This window comes from Pseudomonas sp. NC02 (assembly GCF_002874965.1).
Taxonomy (GTDB): Bacteria; Pseudomonadota; Gammaproteobacteria; order Pseudomonadales; family Pseudomonadaceae; genus Aquipseudomonas.
Genome location: NZ_CP025624.1, coordinates 4445821 through 4465001 on the forward strand (window position 1 = coordinate 4445821; position 19181 = coordinate 4465001).

Genomic DNA, 19181 nt, shown 5'->3' on the forward strand with positions numbered 1-19181 from the left:
GGAGCAATGCCGGAGTGAGGGAACACCGAGCCTAGGCGAGGTGCCGACAGGCGGGGCAGAGCCCTTTGCTTACTTTGGGGCTTTTCCAAAGTGAGCCGCTGTAAGAGCGGAACCATAGGTGGCCGTTACCGAAGAAACGGATATGCACACCACACCACACCACCACTCAAATCCTACGTCTACGCCCCAACTGCGGAATCCCCAAAGCAGGCACCACCTCCACCCGCTCCACCCGCTTCCCAACCACCCCCGCCAACCCCACCACCGTCGGCTGACTGAACAACGACCGGGCATCCACCTCCAACCCCGCCTTACGCAGCCGCGCCACCACCCCCACGGCCAACAACGAATGCCCCCCCAACTCAAAGAAATGATCCTGACGCCCCACCCGATCCAGCTTCAGCACCTGCGCCCAAACCCCAGCAATCACCGTCTCCACCTCCCCCTGAGGCGGTTCATAGGCGCGACTCAACACCGCCTCCACCCCAGGCTCCGGCAACCCCTTGCGATCCAGCTTCCCCGCCGGATTAAGCGGCCACACCTCCACCCGCACAAACGCCGAAGGCACCATGTACTCAGGCAACCCCTCCACCATGTAACTGCGCAACGCCTCAAGCCCCGGCACCGCATCACGAACAGTGAAATACGCCACCAACCGCTCATCCCGAATCAACGCCGCCACCTCGCGCAATGCAGGATGCGCCGCCAACCGCGCCTCAACCTCCCCCAGCTCCAGCCGCACCCCACGCAGCTTCACCTGAAAGTCATTGCGCCCCAGAAACTCCAGGTTCCCGTCCGGCAAATACCGCACCAGATCCCCCGTGCGATACAACCGATCCCCCGCCACAAACGGGCTATCGATAAACCGCTCCGCCGTCATCTGCGCCAACCCCAGATACCCGCGAGCCACGCCCACCCCGCCGATATGCAACTGCCCACTGCACCCCAGCGGCACCGGCCGATCATGCTCATCCAATACGTAAAGCCGGGTATTACTGATGGCCCGCCCAATCGGCAACTGCAACCCCGGCACCGGCGCACCCGGCTCCAGCGTCCAGGCACTGCTGTCCACCGTCGCCTCGGTCGGTCCGTAGACGTTATGCAAGCGCACCTTGGGCAATCGCGCCTGAACCCCACGGGCCAAGGCCTCTGTCAGCTCCCCACCACCGCATAAAACGTCGGTAAGGCTGGTACAAAGCGCAGACTCCTCCAGCTCCAGAAACTGCTGCAACATCGCCGGCACAAACTTGATCACGCTGACCTGTTGCTCACGAATCACCTGCGCCAGGTACGCCGGTTCACGGTGCCCATCGGGACGCGCCAGGACCAGGCGCATGCCATTGGTCAGCGGCCAGAACAGCTCCCACACCGAACCGTCAAAACTGAACGGCGCCCGCTGCAACAACGCGCCACCCTCGGCATTCGGGCACAGTTGCGAGCCCCAGTGCATCAGGTTGCCCAGGCCCCGATGCTCGATCATCACGCCCTTGGGCGTGCCGGTGGAGCCGGAGGTGTACATCACGTACGCCAGGTTGCGTACGCTCAGCCCCGGCACTCGCGGGTTGCCTTCAGGCGCCTGCTGCCAGGCGCCGTGGTCGAGGTCGATCACCGGTATCGACACCGCCCCCGGCAAATCCCGGGTCGCGCCGTGTACCAGCAAGGCGACCGGCGCGCTGTCTTGCAGCATGTAGGCGAGACGCTCGCGAGGGTAGCCCGGGTCCAACGGTACATAGGCGCCCCCCGCCTTGAGGATGGCCAGCAAGCCCACCACCAGGTCCAACCCGCGCTCGACACACAAGGCCACCCGCGAATCCGGCTGCACGCCGCGCTCGCGCAGGTGATAGGCCAGGCGGTTGGCGCGCTCGTTGAGCTGGCGGTAAGTCAGTTGCTGCTCACCGGCCTGCACCGCCACCGCGTGAGGTGTGTGCCGGGCATGGGCTTCGAACAGGGCGTGGACGGTCTGGTCCACGGGGTAGTCGGTTTCGCTGGCGTTGAAGTCCACCAGTTGCTGTTGCAGTTCGGTCGCGGGCAGCACCTGCACATCGAACAGCGGCGCCTCGGGCGTCTCCACCAATCCCGCCAGCACCGTGCCAAGGTAGTCCAGCAGGCGCTGGGCACCGACCTTGCGGGGCGCCTTGGCCTTGAGCCGGAAACCGCTGGCCAGGTCGTCCACCGTCAGCATCAGTGGGTAGCTGAGGATGTCTTCGCTGCTGAGCAATTCGATGCCGGGCTGCAGCACCTCGAGTGCCTCGACCGAGACATGCCGGTAATTCAGCAGGCTGTTGAACAGCGGTGTGACGCCGATGCAACGCTGGGCCAACGCCAGGGACGCTTGCTCGTGGGCGAGCAAGGCGCTGAGTTGCTGCTGCGTCTGCCTGATCGCCTCGCGCACCGTCACCCCGGCCAGGCGTACCCGCAGTGGCAAGGTGTTGATGAACATGCCCAGGGCACGGTCCGCGCCCTCACCGGCCTGCAGGCGTCCCAGCAGAACCGTACCGAACACCACATCGTCACGGCCCGAGACGCGACCCAGTACCTGGGCCCACGCCAGATGAAACAGGCTCGCCGCGCTGACACCCAAGGTGCGGGCCTGCTCGCGCAACAACTGGCCGAGTGCGTCGGGAAGCAGCACGTCGGCTTCCTCGGTGTCACGGCGATCCGCCTGGCGTTCCTGTAAACCGAAGGCCAGGGTCGGCTCGTCGACATCCGCCAGCCGCTCGCGAAAGAACGCTTCGTGCCCGGCCTGGCGTTCCGCTGACCGGGCCTGGGCGACCACGTTGCGATAGGGCACCGGCGCCGGCAATTGCTGTTGCTGGCCAAGCAGATGGGCCTGGATTTCCGCCATCAGTACTTGCGTCGATGTGGCGTCGTTCACCAGGTGATGGAAACGCAGCATGCCCACCCAACGGCGGTTCTGCCGGTCTTCGGCGTAATCCAGGGCCATCAGCGGCGCCTTGCGCAAGTCCAGTGGCCGCTGGCGTTCGCGCAGTTGTTCGAGAATTGAGTCCCCCTGGAGGGCCACCGGTTGCACGTCCAGAATCGCCTTGCGCCACACCACTTGCATCGGTTGTTCGAGGGCATCCCACGCCAGGCTGGTGCGCAGGATGTCATGGCGGTCGATCACCTGTTGCAGCGCCTGGGCGAACGCTTCCAGCTGTTCACGGCGGGCAAAGCTGAACATCGCGTGTTGCTGGTACGGATCGCGCTCGTCAGTGATGTGGTGATACAGCAGGCCTTCCTGCAACGGCGCCAGCGGGTAGATCTCCTGCACATTGGCGGCGCCACCGGGGATCGCGGCGACGATGCGTTCTATCGTCGGCGGGTCCAGTTCGGCCAGCGCCAGCAGGTCCGGAGTAATCAATTGGCAACCCGCCGGAACACGGTTGGCCGGCACATCAAGCTCGGTGCCCTGGCCAACCGCTGCCGCCAGTGCGGCCAGGGTCGGCTGGCCGAACAGCACCTGCACGTCGGCCTGCAACCCGACCTGGCGCATGTGCTGCACCAACTGGACCGCCAACAGCGAATGGCCGCCCAACTCGAAGAAATGGTCATGCCGCCCCACCCGCTCGACGTGCAGTACATCGGCCCAGATCTGCGCCAGGGCGATTTCCGTAGGCCCTTCGGGGGCTTCGTAAATTCGACTGACAAATGCATCGGCACCGGGTGCCGGCAAGGCCTTGCGGTCGAGTTTGCCGTTGGCCGTCAGGGGCAACGCGTCCAGCTTTACGTAGGCCTGCGGCACCATGTAATCCGGCAAGCGTGATTTAAGATGGGCGCGAAGCGCTTCAATCGCTACCGGCGCATGCTCGGTGAACCAGGCCAATAGCTGCCCCTCGCGTACCAGCACCACCGCTTCGGTGACCCCTTCATGACCCGCCAGGGCGGACTCGATTTCCCCCGGCTCGATACGCACGCCGCGAATTTTTACCTGGTCGTCGTTGCGGCCCAAATATTCAATATTCCCATCCGGCAGCCAACGCGCCAGGTCGCCGGTGCGGTACATGCGGCCCGTGTTGAATGGGTCATCAAGAAAACGCTCTGCGGTCATGTCCGGGCGGTTCAAATAGCCCCGCGCCACGCCTTTCCCGCCGACGTACAACTCGCCTGCAGTACCGATGGGCACCGGCCGCTGTTGCTCATCCAGCAGGTAGACCGCGGCATTCGCGATGGGTTTGCCGATGTGCAGCGCCTGCCCGGCCTCAACGAGGCCCGAGGTGGCAACCACGGTGGCTTCAGTGGGACCGTAGTTGTTGATCACCGCGAAACTGCGCGCCTGGTTGAACTGGCGCAGGCGGTCGCCACCAATCAGCAGCGTGCGCAAAGTCGGGTGTTCGATATTCTGGCTGAACGCATACTCGGCCACCGGCGTGGGCAGGAAGCATACGTCCAGTGGTTGCGCGCGCCACCAGGCCAGCAGCGCGTCGATGTCTTCGGCGCCGTCGTGGGCCGGCGGCAAGTGCAAGGTCGCGCCCACGCACAGCGCTGGCCAGACCTCCCAGGCCATGGCGTCAAACCCGAAACCGGCAACGCTGGCGGTATGGCTGCCCGCGTGCAAATCGAAGGCCTGGCAATGCCAGTCCACCAGGTTGGCCACGGTGTGGTGCTCCACCATCACGCCCTTGGGCAGGCCGGTGGAGCCTGAGGTGTAGATCACATAAGCGAGGTTGGCGGGTGTCATCGCCACTTGCGGGTTGCGCGCCAACTGCGCCGTGGCGTGATCCAGATTGATGACCGGCACGCTCAATACCGGTAGCCGCTCGAGCAAATCCGTCTGCGTCAGCACCGCCACCGGCGCGCTGTCATCGAGCAGGTAGTGCAGGCGCTCGGCAGGATGGGCCGGGTCCACCGGGACATAACAGGCGCCGGACTTGAGAATCCCCAGCAAGCCCACCAGCGTCTCCAGGCCGCGCCGGGCGACGATCGCCACACGGTCGTCGGGCTTTACCCCGAGCACCAATAGCTGCCGCGCCAGGGCATTGGCCCGTTGATTCAATTGGTCATACGTCAATCGCTGCCCCTGATACACCGCCGCCACCGCATGCGGGGTCACCGCGGCCTGGGCCTCGACGCGCCCATGCAGGGTTTGCGCTGCGGGATAGGCCTGGGCGGTGGCGTTCCAGCGTTGCAACTGCGCGGTTTCCTCGGGCGTTATCAGCGAGAAGTCAGCCAGGGGCAGCGCGGTGTTTTCCAGCCCCTGCTCCAGCACATACACCAGGCGATCGGCCAGGGCCTGCACCTCGTGTGCCTGGAAATACGCCTCGTTGTAGACGCAGTGCAGGCACGCCGTGTCGTGGTAGCGATTGCTGCGCAAGTGAATCGCCAGCGGCAACGGCTCATGGTGGTTGGACACCTTGATCGCCCGGGCCGATGCCTGGCCGTAGCGAAATTCATGGTCGTCCTGCTCATAGGACACCGACAGGTCGAACAGTTGGCCGCGGTCGGCGCGCAGCAAACCCAGCTCGCGATTCATCTCGCTCAGCGGGAAACGTTGATGCCGAAAATCCTGCTGGAGCTGGTCGCGCACGCCACGCACCAGGGCGCTGAAAGGCAGGTCGTCGCGGAACTGCAAGCGCACGGCACTGACCTGGGTGAACAGCCCCAGGGTCGAACGAAAGCGTGCATTGGAACGGTTGAGTATCGGCAGCCCCACCACCCACTCCTGGCGCTGGCCGGTGCGGCTGAAGTACAGGTACATCGCCGCCAATAACACATGGAACGACGACGCCTGGTAATGGTTCGCCGCCCGCGCCATGCGATTGAGCAGCGCCGCCGGAAACGGTGCTACCAGGGTGTTGCTCGGCGCATCGCCCTTGGCCTGGTAACGGCGCGTCAGCAGCGGCTCTGGCAGCGCCTGGTATTTGTCCAGCCAGTAGCTGCGGTCCCGGGCGTAACGGGCCGACTCGCGATAGCGTTCATCGTTGTCGATGAAGTCGATATAGGACGGCGCCGACAGGTCCGGTTGTCGGCCCTGCTCCAGGGCGCTGTAGATACCTGCAAGGGATTGCAGCATCTGGCCAAAGCCCCAGCCATCGAGAATCAGGTGGTGAGCCTGGGTGCCGAGGCGGTAATGCTGGTCATCGAGCTTGACCAGGAAGAAGCGGAACAACGGCTCGTCGACCAGCGCATAGGCTCGCGCCATCTGCGCCTGCAACAAGGCCTCGGCGGCCGCGTGGGGATCCGGCTGGCGCGAGACGTCATGCTGCGGCACCGATACCGCCATTGCCTCGGCAAACGCCTGCCGTGGCAAGCCATCGGCCGCCACTTGCAACACCGTACGCAATGCGTCGTGCTTGGCCACCAGGTGCTCGATGGCTCGCTGGATCAATGCGGGATTCACGGTGCCCGTGAGTTCGATATAACCCCCGATGTTGTACAGCGGCGAGTCACCGAGGCGCAGTTGGTCGAGCCAGATATCCCGCTGGGCGGCGGTCAGGGGGAAATACGTCATAAGATCCTTCTCATGTGAGGTGTCGATAAGGCGCACAACGCCCCATTGAGGCGAAATCAACGGGATTTAAGCATCGCCCCGGAGGGCCGTATGTCACCCGAAACCCGGACAGCCCGGGTACCGCGCCGGGGTTGGCTGATGGTTCAGTGCTGAAACGATTAAATGGATGTAGGAGATTGGCTACATCTGGCCGATGCCATATAGCCGAGCATTTCGAGAAAATTGAGTAAATATGTTTTATATCAACTAGTTAACAAACTCTAAAATCCTTTTACCCTGCAGCTTCAGCCTATATCCCTGTCGGAAATGACGAAATAATGGCGCGCTTTTTATGGCAGGTTGTGTCCCTCGTTTCCGCTACATACGTAGGACAAATCCACGTGGCTAAATGAAGCCTCGAGCACCGACCCAGGTTCAAGGAGAACGGGAGGCCTGCACACGTACGGGCAACCGTTGACGGTTTTCGACATCAAGGATGAGATGGCTATGAGTCTGACCAGCAGTATTCGGAATATGGAAAATCCGCATTTTTATTTCGAGTTGGGAGAGTTGATTTCAAGCACCGGCACTGAACACTTCGCAGCGAACATGCTGCAACTGGTCAACAAGCTGGTACCGGTTCACTTGGTGGACCTCAGTGAATGGACCCTCGACGAGCACCAGGCCTGCGTGCTCGATATCAAGTTACTTGGCAGCGACGGGTTGAAGCAGGACCTGCCGCCACCGCGCACCCTGCATCACCGCGACGATCATCCGCTGCTGAAAAAAATGCTCGGCATGAACGACCCGCTGTTGATCCAGATGAATGCCAAGGCCGACAGCACCCACACCCGCGGCACCTCCCATCAGTGCAACCTGGTATCGCGCCAGGCCAATCGACGCTGCGTGATTTCGTTCTACCGGCCCCACACCCAACGCGCCTTTTCCCTGGCGCAGTTGTCGTTTCTCAAGAGCCTTTCGGAAACCTTGCTGCCGTTGATCGAGCGCCACGCGCAGATCAATCGACAGGCCCCGCCGGTAGCGCCCGAGCCCTCTAAAACTCCGTTGGAGCAGTCGCAATTGCAGCGCGAATTCTATAAACGCCTGTCACTCAGTGACATCACCTTATCGGCGCGGGAACAGGAGGTTTGCCTGGGGTTGTTGACCGGCGGAACCGTACCGCAGATGGCCGAGAAACTCAGCGTGAAAAACAGCTCCATCGAAACCTACCTCAAGCGCGCGGCGGCCAAACTGGGCGTGAGTGGCCGGCATGGCCTGGCCAAATGGATGGTTGGCGCGTGATGAAAAAACTGATGCTCGGCGTGGCGTGTGTGCTTGGCGGGTGTTCGTTGATCCCGGACTATCGGCGGCCCGAGGCACCGACCCCGGCGCACTACCCGGTGCATAACGCGGACCGGGTGGGGCCATCGGCCGCCGGGCCTGACTGGCAACAGTTGTTCCGTGACCCGGTGATGCGGCAGTTGATTGGCCAGGCCCTGGTGAATAACCGTGACCTGCGGGTGGCGGCGCTGAATGTCGAAGCGTTTCAGGCGCAGTACCGCATCCAGCGTGCCGACCTGTTCCCGGCGGTGTCTGCCACGGGTGCCGAAAACCGCCAGAAAGTCCCGCGGCGCGCCACTACCACCGGCAAGTCTGCGATCACCTCTACCTATTCGGCGACATTGGGCGTCAGCGCCTACGAGCTGGATTTTTTCGGCCGTGTACGCAGCCTCAGTGAGCAGGCGATGCTGCAATACCTGGCCACTGAAGAAGCTCGGCGCAGCGCGCAACTGAGCCTGGTGGCCAACGTCGCCAACGCTTACCTGACCTGGCGCGCCGACCAGGAACTGCTGGCCCTGGCCCGGCAGACGCTGGCCTCGGACGAGCACAGCCTGCGTCTGACGTCGCGCAGTAAAACGGCGGGCAAGGCGACGTCGATTGATGTGATCCAGGCCCAGACCAGCGTCGAAAGTACCCGGGCAAGCATTGCACGCTACCAGCGGCAGGTGGCCCAGGACCTCAACAGCCTGGCGTTGCTGGTGGGTGGGCCGGTGCCGGATTCTTTGCCGGCACAGCCGCTGTCCGACGACCTGGTAGCCCGGGTGCCGGCCGGGTTGCCGTCGGACCTGCTGCAACGGCGGCCGGATATTGTGCAGGCCGAGTATCAGCTTCAGGCGGCCAACGCGAATATTGGCGCGGCGCGGGCGGCGTTTTTTCCTTCGGTTACGCTGACGGCCAACGCTGGCACCTCGAGTAAGGATCTGTCGGGATTGTTCCAGGGGGGCTCGGGGAGTTGGGGGTTCCAGCCGCAGATCAATCTGCCGATCTTCAACGCGGGCAGCCTGCGGGCCAGCCTGGATTACGCGAAGATTCAGAAGAACATTTATGTCGCGCAGTATGAGAAGTCGATTCAGACCGCGTTCCAGGAAGTCTCGGACGGGCTGGCGGCGCGGCAAACGTATAACGAGCAACTGGCGGCGCAGCGGGATTTTGTTCGGGCCAACCAGACGTATTACGACCTGGCTCAGCACCGGTATCGCAGTGGGGTGGACAGTAATCTGGTGTTTCTGGATGCGCAGCGGTCGTTGTTCAGTTCGCAGCAGGCGTTGATTGTTGATCGGTTGGCGCAGTTGGTGGCGGAGGTGAATTTGTATACGGCGTTGGGTGGGGGGTGGGAGGGTGATTCTGCTGGGGGTGGGGGTGGGGGCATATCCGTTTCTTCGGTCACGGCGGCTGATGGTTCCGCTCTTACAGCGGCTCACTTTGGAAAAGCCCCAAAGTAAGCAAAAGCAAGAGCACGGCGGCCTGAAAGCCGACCTGAGTGTTAAAAGCAAAAGCAAAGCCGCTTTGCTGTAGGAGCTGGCTTGCCGGCGATGCAGACACCTCGGTGCATCAGGTACACCCAGTTGATGCCATCGCCGGCAAGCCAGCTCCTACAGTGGACCGTGAGCCGCTGTAAGAGCAAAACCCTAAGGCCTTACCCGTGCCACCCGCCACACCTTGTTCCCCACATCATCCGCCACCAGCAACGCGCCCTGCCCGTCCAACGCTACACCCACCGGACGCCCCTGAGCCTCTCCATCACCATTTAAAAACCCAGTCAGGAAATCAACAGGCACACCCGACGGCTTTCCGTCCCGGAACGGAATAAACACCACCTTGTACCCCGCCTGCGGATTACGGTTCCAGGATCCATGCTCCCCCACAAACACCCCATCGGCAAACACCGCTGGCATCCCCCGCGCATCGGAAAAAGTCAGGCCCAACGGCGCAACGTGAGTCCCCAGCGCGTAGTCCGGTGCAATCGCCTGGGCGACCTTGTCCGGACGCGGCGGCTGCACCCGGCTGTCAACGTGAGCCCCGTAATAACTCCACGGCCAACCGTAGAAAGCGCCGTCCCGCACCGACGTCAGGTAATCCGGCACCAGATCGCTGCCGATCTCGTCGCGCTCGTTGACCACCGTCCACAACTGCGTAGAGCCGGGTTTCCACGCCAGCCCATTGGGATTGCGCAACCCACTGGCGAACAGACGCTTCTGCCCACTGGCAAGATCCAACTCCCAGATCGCAGCACGCCCTTCCTCGGCGTCAAGCCCGTTCTCACCCACATTGCTGTTGGACCCGACGGTCACATAAAGCTTGGTACCCTCAGGATTGGCCAGGACGTTTTTGGTCCAGTGATGATTGATCCCGGCCGGCAGATCAGTGACCTTCACCGGCACGGCATCGATGTGAGTCTGGCCCCGAACATAAGGCACCTTGACCACCGCATCGGCATTGCCGATATACAACTCATCCCCCACCAACGCCATGCCAAACGGCGACGTCAGCCCACCGAGAAACTCACTCTTCACCTCGGCACGCCCATCACCGTCGGCGTCCCGCAGCAGCGTGATCCGGTCGGCGCTCGGCGTATCGGCACCGACCCGCCCCATCACAAACCCCATCGCGGTACGACGCGCCCAGGCGAGCAAACCCGTGCCGCCGTCCGTGGCACCTTCAGGCATGGGCGGATGGTTACTCTCGGCTACCAGCACGTCGCCATTGGGCAAGGTGTACACCCAGCGCGGATGGTCAAGGTCCGCGGCCAACGCCGTTACCGTGAACCCATCGGGCGCCGTTGGCTGGGCATTACCGGGCCAGCCGACAGCCTTGGAAACCTTGAGTGTCGGGATCAGTGATGCAGTGGGTTCGGGCAGTTGCGGGCTTGGCCCCACACCGGCCTGAAACGGCAGTTTGGAGGAATCGCCACAGGCGCTGAGGGCAGCCGTGGCGGTGATCAGCAGCGCAAGGCGGCTTGGTGCATTCATTGGGAAACCTCGGGACAGCCCTTTATTGGGCAGGCAAAAACCCGACGGAGTATCGCGTCATTCCCCGACACCAAACACCGCCTACCGCGCAATTGAGTTTTAACTCAGTCGCACGAGTGGCTCGGCAGCACTCTCAGGCTTTCCAAGGCCCCAACGCCAGGCTGTAGGGAGAAAACCCCTCGAACTGCCAACGCAGGGCCAGCGCCGCATCCCGTCGGACCACGTGTTCCACGGTCACCTTCCACAACCGCTCAGCCCCCTCGAACGTGGCCAGTTCATCTCCTTCAAGAATCACCTCGGCCCGCCCGACCACCTGCAACACATCACCCGTAGCAAAATCCACAAACAGCAAGCCCGCAACCGGGTTGACCTGCACATTGCCCAAGGTGTTGAAAAACGAGTTGCCGGTAAAATCGGGAATCGTCAGCACCTCTCCCTCCACGCGCACAAACCCACTGTTGCCGCCTCGGTGTGAAACGTCCACCGAACGCTTGGCCGCATCTCCTTCCAGGTCCACATAGCTGGCGACGAAAAACGTATCAGCGCTGCGAATCAGCGCCCGGTCAGCGTCATCGAGCGAGTTCGCGCGCCGCACAATACCTCCCGCAGCGCGCTGCCCCCGGGCACCCGGATCCACCGCACGCAACTGGATGTACTTCGGGCAATTTCCAAACGTGTGCACCACCGCCACGGTAAATCCGTCGACGCCGGCAGCCCCGATAACCCCGTTCATGCGATTACGCCGCCGCGTATTCAGGTCAATGCCCAACAGCCCGACCGACGCGCCTTGTTTCAGCCCGCTCCCGGCGGGGTCACTCTCCGCAGGCAGGCTGTCGATACGCAAGCTGTAGGGGTCCGGCGAATACGCAAACCCCGGCGTGCCCTCCAGCAGCGTGGCCCAGGGCAGCCCCTGCTCATCCACGGCCCCCACGACCAGATAGGGCAACAACTCATAAAACGCTCGATGCTGCTCCGGCAAGTGATCCCGTATCACCTTTGCGCCGATCACCTCCATGCGCTCGGCCACGCCGGCACTTTGCTGCAACTGCCGCTCGCCGGCATGCCATGGCGAAACGGGGGACGCGTCCTGGTGATTCATGATCAAGCCCTCGGTGAATGAAACGCCGGATGTTCACGCAATGCCGCCACGCTGAAATCGACAAAACTGCGCACCCGCATCGAAGCGTTGCGCCCTTCGCGGTAGACCACATGCACCGGCAGCGGCGGCGGTTCATGGGCCTGCAATACTCGACGCAGTTGCCCGCTCGCCAGGTGCTCGTGCACCGGGTAGCTCAAGCACCGGATCAACCCTGCGCCCTGCACCGCCGCATTGATCGCGCCCTGCACCGTGGTGCAACCGAGACGCGCCCGGGCCTTGATGCTGGCGCCCTGGAAATCCCACTGCACCCAATTCGAATACGCCTGGCTGGCGACCAGCCGATGCTCCTTGAGCGCCTCCGGTTGCACCGGTTCGCCATGGCTTTGCAGATAGCCGGGGCTGGCGCAGACGATGTTGCGCACATGGCCCACGGGCCGGGCAATCAGGGATGAACCGGGCAGTTCCCCCACCAGGACTGCCACGTCCAGGCCGTCTTCATTCAGGTTCGGATAATGATCGTGGTAATGGGCAAACAGGCGGACTCCGGGATAGCGCTCCAGGTAGCCGGCCAACAGCGGCGCCATCACATAACGGCTGAACAGCAACGGAAAAAACACCCGCAGGTTTCCCTCGGCCTGCGCGTGCGCACCCTGGGCAGATGCTTCGGCGGCGCTCACGCCGTCAAGGATCCGCGAACAGTCGGCCATGAACGTCGCCCCGGCTTCGGTGAGGCGAATGCCCCGGGTGCTGCGCTGTACCAATGGCACCCGCAAGCGCGTCTCCAGCCGGTCAATCGCGCGGATCACAGTGGGCCCCGAGATGCCCAGGCAGCGGGCAGCCGCGGCCAGGCTCGGCTGCCGGGACAGCGCCTGGAAGATCTGCATGTCGCGATAACGGTCCATCAGGCCGGCCGCTGCATCGATGGGTTGAGCGCAGCATCCTGCCCCAGCCGGCTGACCAGAAAATCCACGAACGTGTTGACCTTCGCCGGTACCCGGGCGTTGTTCTGGAACACCACATGGATCGGCAAGGCCGGCGGTTCGAAGTCTTGCAGGACGATCTCCAGTGCGCCTGCACGCACATCGCTGGCCACCTGATAAGACAACACCCGTGTGACGCCCCAGCCCAGGCGCGCGAGGTTGATCGCCGCGTTGTTGGCGGTGACTACCAGGCGCGGCTCAACGGCCACGCTCAACGGCTGGCCGCCTTCCCTGAACTGCCATTCGCTGACCAACTGGCTGGAAGACGACGTGACAATCTTCGCCTCACGCAGTTGCCCGGGGTGCAGTGGCCGGTGCCGCTCAAGGTAAGCCGGCGCCGCGCACACTACGCGACGCACCTCGCCGACCTTGATCGCCTGCTGGCCGGGTTCCTGCAAATGCCCGATGCGCACGGCCACATCGACGCCTTCATCGGTCATGTTGACCACACGGTCCACCAGCAAGGCGTTGATGCTGACCTGGGCAAACAGGTCCAGGTACTCCCCCAGGATTGGCGCGACGAACAACTCGCCGAACAACACCGGCGCGGTGACCGTCAGGTGCCCCCACGGGATCGAGAAGCTGCCTGCTGCCGCTTCTTCGGCCTCAGTCAACTCCGCGAGGATGCGCCGGCAATCGTCGAGGTAACGCTGGCCGGCCTCGCTCAGGTGCAGGCTGCGGGTGGTGCGCGAAAGCAACTGGGTGCCAATACGCGCCTCCATCGCGGCAATTGCGCGGGTCACGCTGGGGGGCGAGATGTTCAGGCGCCGGGCCGCCGCGGCAAAGCCCAGTTCTTCGGCGACGGCGAGGAAAATCTGCATTTCCTGGAAACGGTCCATGGGTCCCCTTTAATCGAATGGCGTACGCCAGCCCAGTGGCTTCGCAGCGGTTGTGGCGAGGGAGCTTGCTCCCGCTGGGCAGCGTAGCGGCCCCAAAATCCTGGGAGCGCTGCGCACTGGCGCGCCAACCCGGTCCAGCGGGAGCAAGCTCCCTCGCCACAAAAATCTTCAAGCCTTGGCCAAGCCCACAGCCGTGCGTTGCATACCGATAAAACCCGGCAGCGCCTCGATGCTGTCCAGCCAGGCGCGAACCTGCGGATAGTCGTCCAGCGCGACATTCCCCTCCGGCGCATGGGCGATGTAGGTGTAGTGCGCGATATCGGCAATCGTCGGCAGGTCACCAGTGAGAAAACGACTCTGCTCCAACTGGTGCTCTACCACTTTGAGGAATGCGTGGGAGCGGCTGATGGTCGCCTCGGCATCCAGCGCGGCACCGAACACAGTGATCAATCGCGCCGCAGCCGGCCCGGTGTGCAGTGGTCCTGCCGCAGCCGAGAGCCAACGCTGCACACGGGCCTGGGCCAAAGGCTCGGTCGGCAGCCACTGGGCGGTGCCATATTGGCCGGCGAGGTACACCAGGATCGCGTTGGAGTCCGCCAGCACCACGCCGTTATCATCGATCACCGGCACCTGGCCGAAGCTGTTGAGGGTGGCCAGGAACTCAGGGGTTTTGTGCGCGCCTTGCTTCAGATCGACGTGCACCCGCTCAGCGGGCACGCCCAGCAGCGACAGCATCAACTCAACCCGGTGGGAATGGCCAGACAAGGGGTAACGGTACAGTTTGATCATGACGGGCTCCGCGATGTGCCAGGGACTCGACCCGGTGATCGGGTCGATAACGCTTATGTTCCACCGCTACGGCACGCAGCAGAATAGCCAGTTTTTACAATCCAGCATTTCACCGGATGAAACAATCAATCGCCAAACAACTCGTCGATCAGGTTGAACAGGGTGGTTTTCACCGGGCTGTCGAGCTCGGTCCACGCCAGGCCGGTCCTGGCCCGGAACGCCCCCAACGCCAGGTGCCTGGACACGCAATTGGCCGGCAGCGCCCGGGCCGCCTGCAGCGGCAACACACCCACACCCAGCCCGGCCGAGACCAGCGCCAGCATGGTGGTGAACTCGCCGAGTTCGGAGGCGATCTCCAGCGGCACGCCCATCGCCTGCACGAATTCATCGTAGAAACCCGGTGCATAACGCCGGGCCAGGATGAACACCGGCACCTTGAGCAAGTCCGTCGGCTGAATGGTTTCCTGGGTTGCCAACGGATGCTCGCCGGGCAAGGCGACCACGAAGCTTTCCTGCAGCACCTCAAGGGTCTGCACGCCGGGATAGGCCGCCGGCAAACGCATCAGGCCGAAATCCAGCTGGCCGTTTTTCAACGCAGCCGCCTGATCCGGGCCGGGCATGTCCTTGAGCTCCAGTTCAATTCGCGGATAGCGCTGGTGCACCGCACGAATCAACCCGGGCAGCAATTGCGGCAATACCGACGAGACAAACCCCAGGCGCACCCGGCCGATCTCCCCGCGGTTCGAAGCCCGGGCGGCATCGGCGGCGCGGGCAGCCTGGTGCAGGGTGGCGAGGGCTTCCGGCAGAAACACCCGCCCGGCTTCCGTCAGTGTGACCGAGTGCCGGTTGCGGTCGAGCAGGCGCACGCCCAGGCCGCTTTCGAGCAGTTTGATCTGCATGCTCAGCGCCGGTTGCACGATCGACAGCTGCGCGGCCGCCCGGCCGAAATGCAGTTCCTGGGCGAGCACGACAAAGGCACGCAGGTGCTTGAGTTCCATCAGGTTGGCTCCGGTTATCACGGTTATTGATCACCCCATCACAAATGAAAATTGGACGCCGGGCCCTGGCTGCGCTGAAGTAAGGCCCGTGATGCACGATATGACAGGGTTTGACGTATAACAATGAGAGCGGCGCCCCGCACTCGGATTGATAGTGTTGATCACCTGTCTCAGTCTTCGGAGATCGCCCCATGCAGCGTGTTTTAGACAGTTTCCGCCTCGACGGCCGCCTGGCCTTGATCACCGGCTCCAGCGCCGGCATCGGCCTGGCCATCGCCCGTGGCCTGGCCCAGGCTGGCGCACGGGTAGTGCTCAACGGGCGCAACCGCAGCACCTTGCGTGACAGTGCCGCGTTGCTGGCGGCGGAAGGCCTGGAGGTGCACACCCAGGCGTTCGATGTCACCGACGGCGCGGCGGTGTTGGCCGCCGTGGCGGAGATCGAAGAGCGCCTGGGCCCGCTGGACATCCTCGTCAACAACGCGGGCATGCAACGTCGCGGGCCGCTGGAGGACTACAGCGAAACCCACTGGCGCGAGTTGATGAGCACCAACCTGGACAGCGCCTTCCTGGTCGGCCAGGCCGTGGCCCGGGCGATGATCCCGCGCAAGCGGGGGCGCATCATCAATATCTGCTCGGTGCAAAGCGAACTGGGGCGCCCGGGCATCGCCCCGTATGCCGCCAGCAAAGGTGCGCTGAAAATGCTCACCAAAGGCATGGCCATCGACTGGGGCCCCCACGGGCTGACGGTCAATGGCATCGGCCCCGGCTATTTCAAGACCGAACTGAACGCCAACCTGGTGGCCAACCCCGAATTCAGCGACTGGCTGGTGCAGCGCACACCGAGCCGGCGCTGGGGTGACGTCGCCGAACTGGCGGGCGCTGCGGTTTTCCTTGCCAGCGACGCGGCAAGTTTCGTCAACGGTCATATCCTGTACGTGGACGGTGGCATCACCGCCTCGCTGTAACCTGGAGAATTTCATGCACGCGATTGTCTGCCATGCCTCGAAAGACCTGCGGGTAGAACCGCAAACCGAACCCCAGGCACTGACGCCCGACCAACTGCGGGTGCGCATTGCCCGGGGCGGGATCTGCGGCTCGGACCTGCATTACTACCAGCACGGCGGCTTCGGCACCGTGCGGTTGCGCGAGCCGATGGTGCTCGGCCACGAAGTATCGGCGGTGATCGAGGCGGTAGGCCGTGAAGACGGGCCGTTCAAGATTGGCCAACGCTTGTCGGTCTCGCCGTCGCGGCCTTGCGGGGGTTGCCATTATTGCCATCAAGGGCTGCCGAACCATTGCCTGAACATGCGTTTCTACGGCAGCGCGATGCCCTTCCCTCACGTGCAGGGTGCGTTTCAACAAAGCCTGGTGATCGAAACGCACCAGGCGCACCCGTTGGCCGATCATGTGAGCCTTGCCGAGGGTGCAATGGCTGAACCGTTGTCTGTGGGTTTGCATGCCATCCAGCGTGCCGGGGTGGTGTTCGGCAAACGGGTATTGGTCACCGGGTGCGGGCCCATCGGCAACCTGTTGATCGGTAGCCTGCGGGCAGCGGGCGCGGGGGAAATTGTTGCGGTGGACCTGTCCGCCGGGCCCTTGGCCTGCGCCGAAAAAATGGGCGCCAGCCGTACTCATAACCTGGCGGAAGACGCCGACGCGTTGAAGCGGTATACCGCCGAAAAAGGCTACTTCGACGTGATGTTCGAAGTCTCCGGCAGCGCCCAGGCCCTGCGCAACGGCCTGGAGTGCATGGCCCCGCGCAGCGTGCTGGTGACGGTCGGTCTGGGTGGCGAGGTCTCGCTGCCGTTGAATATGCTGGTGAGCAGGGAGATCGACTTGCGGGGCACCTTCCGCTTCCACTCGGAGTTTGCCCAGGCGGTGGATTTGCTCAATCGCCAGGTGATTGATGTGCGTCCGGTGATCTCCCACACCGTGCCGTTCAGCGAGGCGGTGCAGGCGTTTGAACTGGCGGCGGACAAGAGCCAGGCGATGAAGGTGTTGCTGGATTTTGGTGTGGGTGATTGAACCGGATCTCGACAGCTCCCACAGGGTTGCGGTGCATTTTGGGGATCCGATAGCGCCTGCGCTACACCCGCTCTTCGAGCCTGAACCGCAGGAAACGATGGCTGGCTGAAAACAGTCGACGGTAGGTCAGCAACACCGCACCTACCGTGCCCAACGCCGACGACGCAGCGATCAAAAACATAATCACAATCTGATAACGTACCGCGTCCACCGGACTTTCCCCGGCCAGCACCTGGCCAGTCATCATCCCCGGCAAGCTCACAATCCCCACCACCGTCATCTGGTTCAGCGTCGGAATCATCCCGGCCCGCACAGCCTGGCGAATCGCATCCTGCGCCGCCTCCCAGCGTGAACCACCGAGGGCCAGAATCATCTCGATGGTATTGCGACCGGAGGTCAGCTCCTGAGTCATACGCTCAATCCCCAGAGACACCCCGGTAAGCGTATTACCCAGAATCATCCCAAGGATCGGAATCGCATACTGCGGCTCGTACCACGGGTGAATCCGGATAATCGCGAACAGGCCAACAGCCGTCACCAACCAGGAACTGCCCCACACCGACACAATACTGTCGGCCCGCTGCCCCGCATAGGTCCGCTTCCCACGCCCGGCAGCCGAGAGCCCGGCGATCAGAGTCATCAGGCACATCAGCGGCAGCACCACATACCAGTAGGCAAATTCAAAGACCCAGCCCAGCAGGTAACCGATCGCCAACAACTGCACCACCGTGCGCACAGCCGCCCAGAACAGCTGACGCTCCAGCCCCAGCCGCAACAACAGCGACAGCGCACCGTTGATCAGGATCAGCGAGGCGGCGATGGCCATGTCCAGTGCCGTGAGGTCGTGATAATTCATGGCTGCACGGCCCCCGTCAGCACGCCGGCGTCCATATGCAAATGGGTGGTGCTCATGCGTTGCGCCTGCTCAAGGTCGTGGGACACCCAGATATAGGCGTGAGCGCTATCCGCTTCGGCCCAGGCACTGATCAACGCCTCGACCTCCCCGGACGATGCCGGGTCGAGAGCGGCGGTAGGTTCGTCCAGCAACAGCACATCGGGATTGAGTTGCAGGGTACGGATCAGTGACACCACCTGGGACTCACCACCGGATAAATCCCCGGCATTTTTTGCCAGAAAACCCGACTCCTTGCCCGCGTGGGCCAGCAGCGCCTTGACCGCCTGCGGGTCGAAACTCAGGTGATGCAAGGCCTTGAGGCTGTAGGGGAAACGCAAGTTGTCTTCCACCGTGCCTTCGATCAGCGCCGGGCGTTGGGAGAGGTAGCTGATGCGGCTGCGATACTGCGGGACTTGCGCGTTGGCGATGGGCTGCCCGTTCCAGAGGATATCCCCTGAGGTCGGCGCGTCGAGCAAGGCGAGCGCCCGAAGGAATACACTTTTGCCGGAGCCGGATGAACCGGTGATGGATAGGCGGTCGGCGCGGTGCAGCTGGAAGTTCGTGGGCTGCAGCAGTTGCAGCTGGCGGCGCTCGTCCATCCGCGTGAGCGCCCGGGTTTCGACTAATACGCTCATGGCGTTGATGATCCTTGTTCCTGATTCAGACGCAAATGGTAAGACAGGGCACGTCCCCCGTGGCGAGGGAGCTTGCTCCCGCTGGGCTGCGAAGCGGCCCCAATAAAGCCACTGCGATACACCTGAAAAAACACCGTTAATTTCTTGGGGCTGCTGCGCAGCCCAGCGGGAGCAAGCTCCCTCA

General features: G+C 63.2%; 13 protein-coding genes. 4 read left to right on the forward strand and 9 right to left on the reverse strand.

Features of this window, described 5'->3' with window-relative positions:
* Positions 1-166: 166 nt before the first annotated feature.
* Positions 167-6448: a non-ribosomal peptide synthetase gene (locus tag C0058_RS20865; protein ID WP_102369470.1), complete on the reverse strand. Its 6282-nt coding sequence runs from the start codon at positions 6446-6448 to the stop codon at positions 167-169.
* A 486-nt stretch (positions 6449-6934) separates the two neighbouring features.
* On the opposite strand from C0058_RS20865, the gene C0058_RS20870 reads away from it, so the two are divergent.
* Both C0058_RS20870 and C0058_RS20875 read left to right on the forward strand, forming a co-directional pair.
* The gene (locus tag C0058_RS20870; RefSeq protein ID WP_008430236.1) at positions 6935-7729 is read left to right on the forward strand and encodes a helix-turn-helix transcriptional regulator; all 795 of its coding nucleotides are present in this window, start codon (positions 6935-6937) and stop codon (positions 7727-7729) included.
* Positions 7729-9210 carry an efflux transporter outer membrane subunit gene (locus C0058_RS20875; RefSeq protein ID WP_256579502.1) on the forward strand — a complete coding sequence of 494 codons (1482 nt, stop codon included), beginning with the start codon at positions 7729-7731 and terminating at the stop codon, positions 9208-9210. Before C0058_RS20870 ends, C0058_RS20875 begins: the two co-directional genes overlap by 1 nt.
* Positions 9211-9396: 186 nt before the next feature.
* Here the strand turns inward: C0058_RS20875 and C0058_RS20880 are convergent, their stop codons facing one another.
* From C0058_RS20880 to C0058_RS20910, 6 genes are all read right to left on the reverse strand, one after another.
* Positions 9397-10737, reverse strand: a complete 1341-nt coding sequence (locus C0058_RS20880) for a sorbosone dehydrogenase family protein (protein WP_087692536.1) — start codon at positions 10735-10737, stop codon at positions 9397-9399.
* Positions 10738-10870: 133 nt separating this feature from the next.
* On the reverse strand, positions 10871-11836 hold the full coding sequence (locus tag C0058_RS20885) for a pyridoxamine 5'-phosphate oxidase family protein (RefSeq protein ID WP_102369472.1): 966 nt from the start codon (positions 11834-11836) through the stop codon (positions 10871-10873).
* 2 nt (positions 11837-11838) lie between these two features.
* The gene (locus C0058_RS20890; protein WP_102369473.1) at positions 11839-12738 is read right to left on the reverse strand and encodes a LysR family transcriptional regulator; all 900 of its coding nucleotides are present in this window, start codon (positions 12736-12738) and stop codon (positions 11839-11841) included.
* Entirely contained in the window at positions 12738-13655 is a 918-nt protein-coding gene (locus tag C0058_RS20895) for a LysR family transcriptional regulator (protein ID WP_102369474.1), read from the reverse strand. The genes C0058_RS20890 and C0058_RS20895 overlap by 1 nt, the downstream gene beginning before the upstream one ends.
* A gap of 168 nt (positions 13656-13823) precedes the next feature.
* Positions 13824-14444, reverse strand: coding sequence for a glutathione S-transferase family protein (locus tag C0058_RS20905; RefSeq protein ID WP_102369476.1), 621 nt, complete (start codon positions 14442-14444; stop codon positions 13824-13826).
* A 125-nt stretch (positions 14445-14569) separates the two neighbouring features.
* Complete coding sequence (locus tag C0058_RS20910) at positions 14570-15442, reverse strand: LysR family transcriptional regulator (protein ID WP_003208273.1); 873 nt, start codon at positions 15440-15442, stop codon at positions 14570-14572.
* Between the two features lie 191 nt (positions 15443-15633).
* Between C0058_RS20910 and C0058_RS20915 the strand changes: the two genes are divergently transcribed.
* Positions 15634-16407: a glucose 1-dehydrogenase gene (locus tag C0058_RS20915; protein ID WP_087692542.1), complete on the forward strand. Its 774-nt coding sequence runs from the start codon at positions 15634-15636 to the stop codon at positions 16405-16407.
* A gap of 13 nt (positions 16408-16420) precedes the next feature.
* The gene (locus tag C0058_RS20920) at positions 16421-17467 is read left to right on the forward strand and encodes an L-idonate 5-dehydrogenase (protein WP_102369477.1); all 1047 of its coding nucleotides are present in this window, start codon (positions 16421-16423) and stop codon (positions 17465-17467) included.
* Positions 17468-17528: 61 nt separating this feature from the next.
* Here C0058_RS20920 and fetB read toward each other — a convergent pair whose 3' ends face one another.
* Positions 17529-18323, reverse strand: a complete 795-nt coding sequence (gene fetB, locus C0058_RS20925; RefSeq protein ID WP_003208279.1) for an iron export ABC transporter permease subunit FetB — start codon at positions 18321-18323, stop codon at positions 17529-17531.
* On the reverse strand, positions 18320-18997 hold the full coding sequence (locus tag C0058_RS20930; protein ID WP_003208280.1) for an ATP-binding cassette domain-containing protein: 678 nt from the start codon (positions 18995-18997) through the stop codon (positions 18320-18322). The genes fetB and C0058_RS20930 overlap by 4 nt, the downstream gene beginning before the upstream one ends.
* Between the last annotated feature and the right edge of the window lie 184 nt (positions 18998-19181).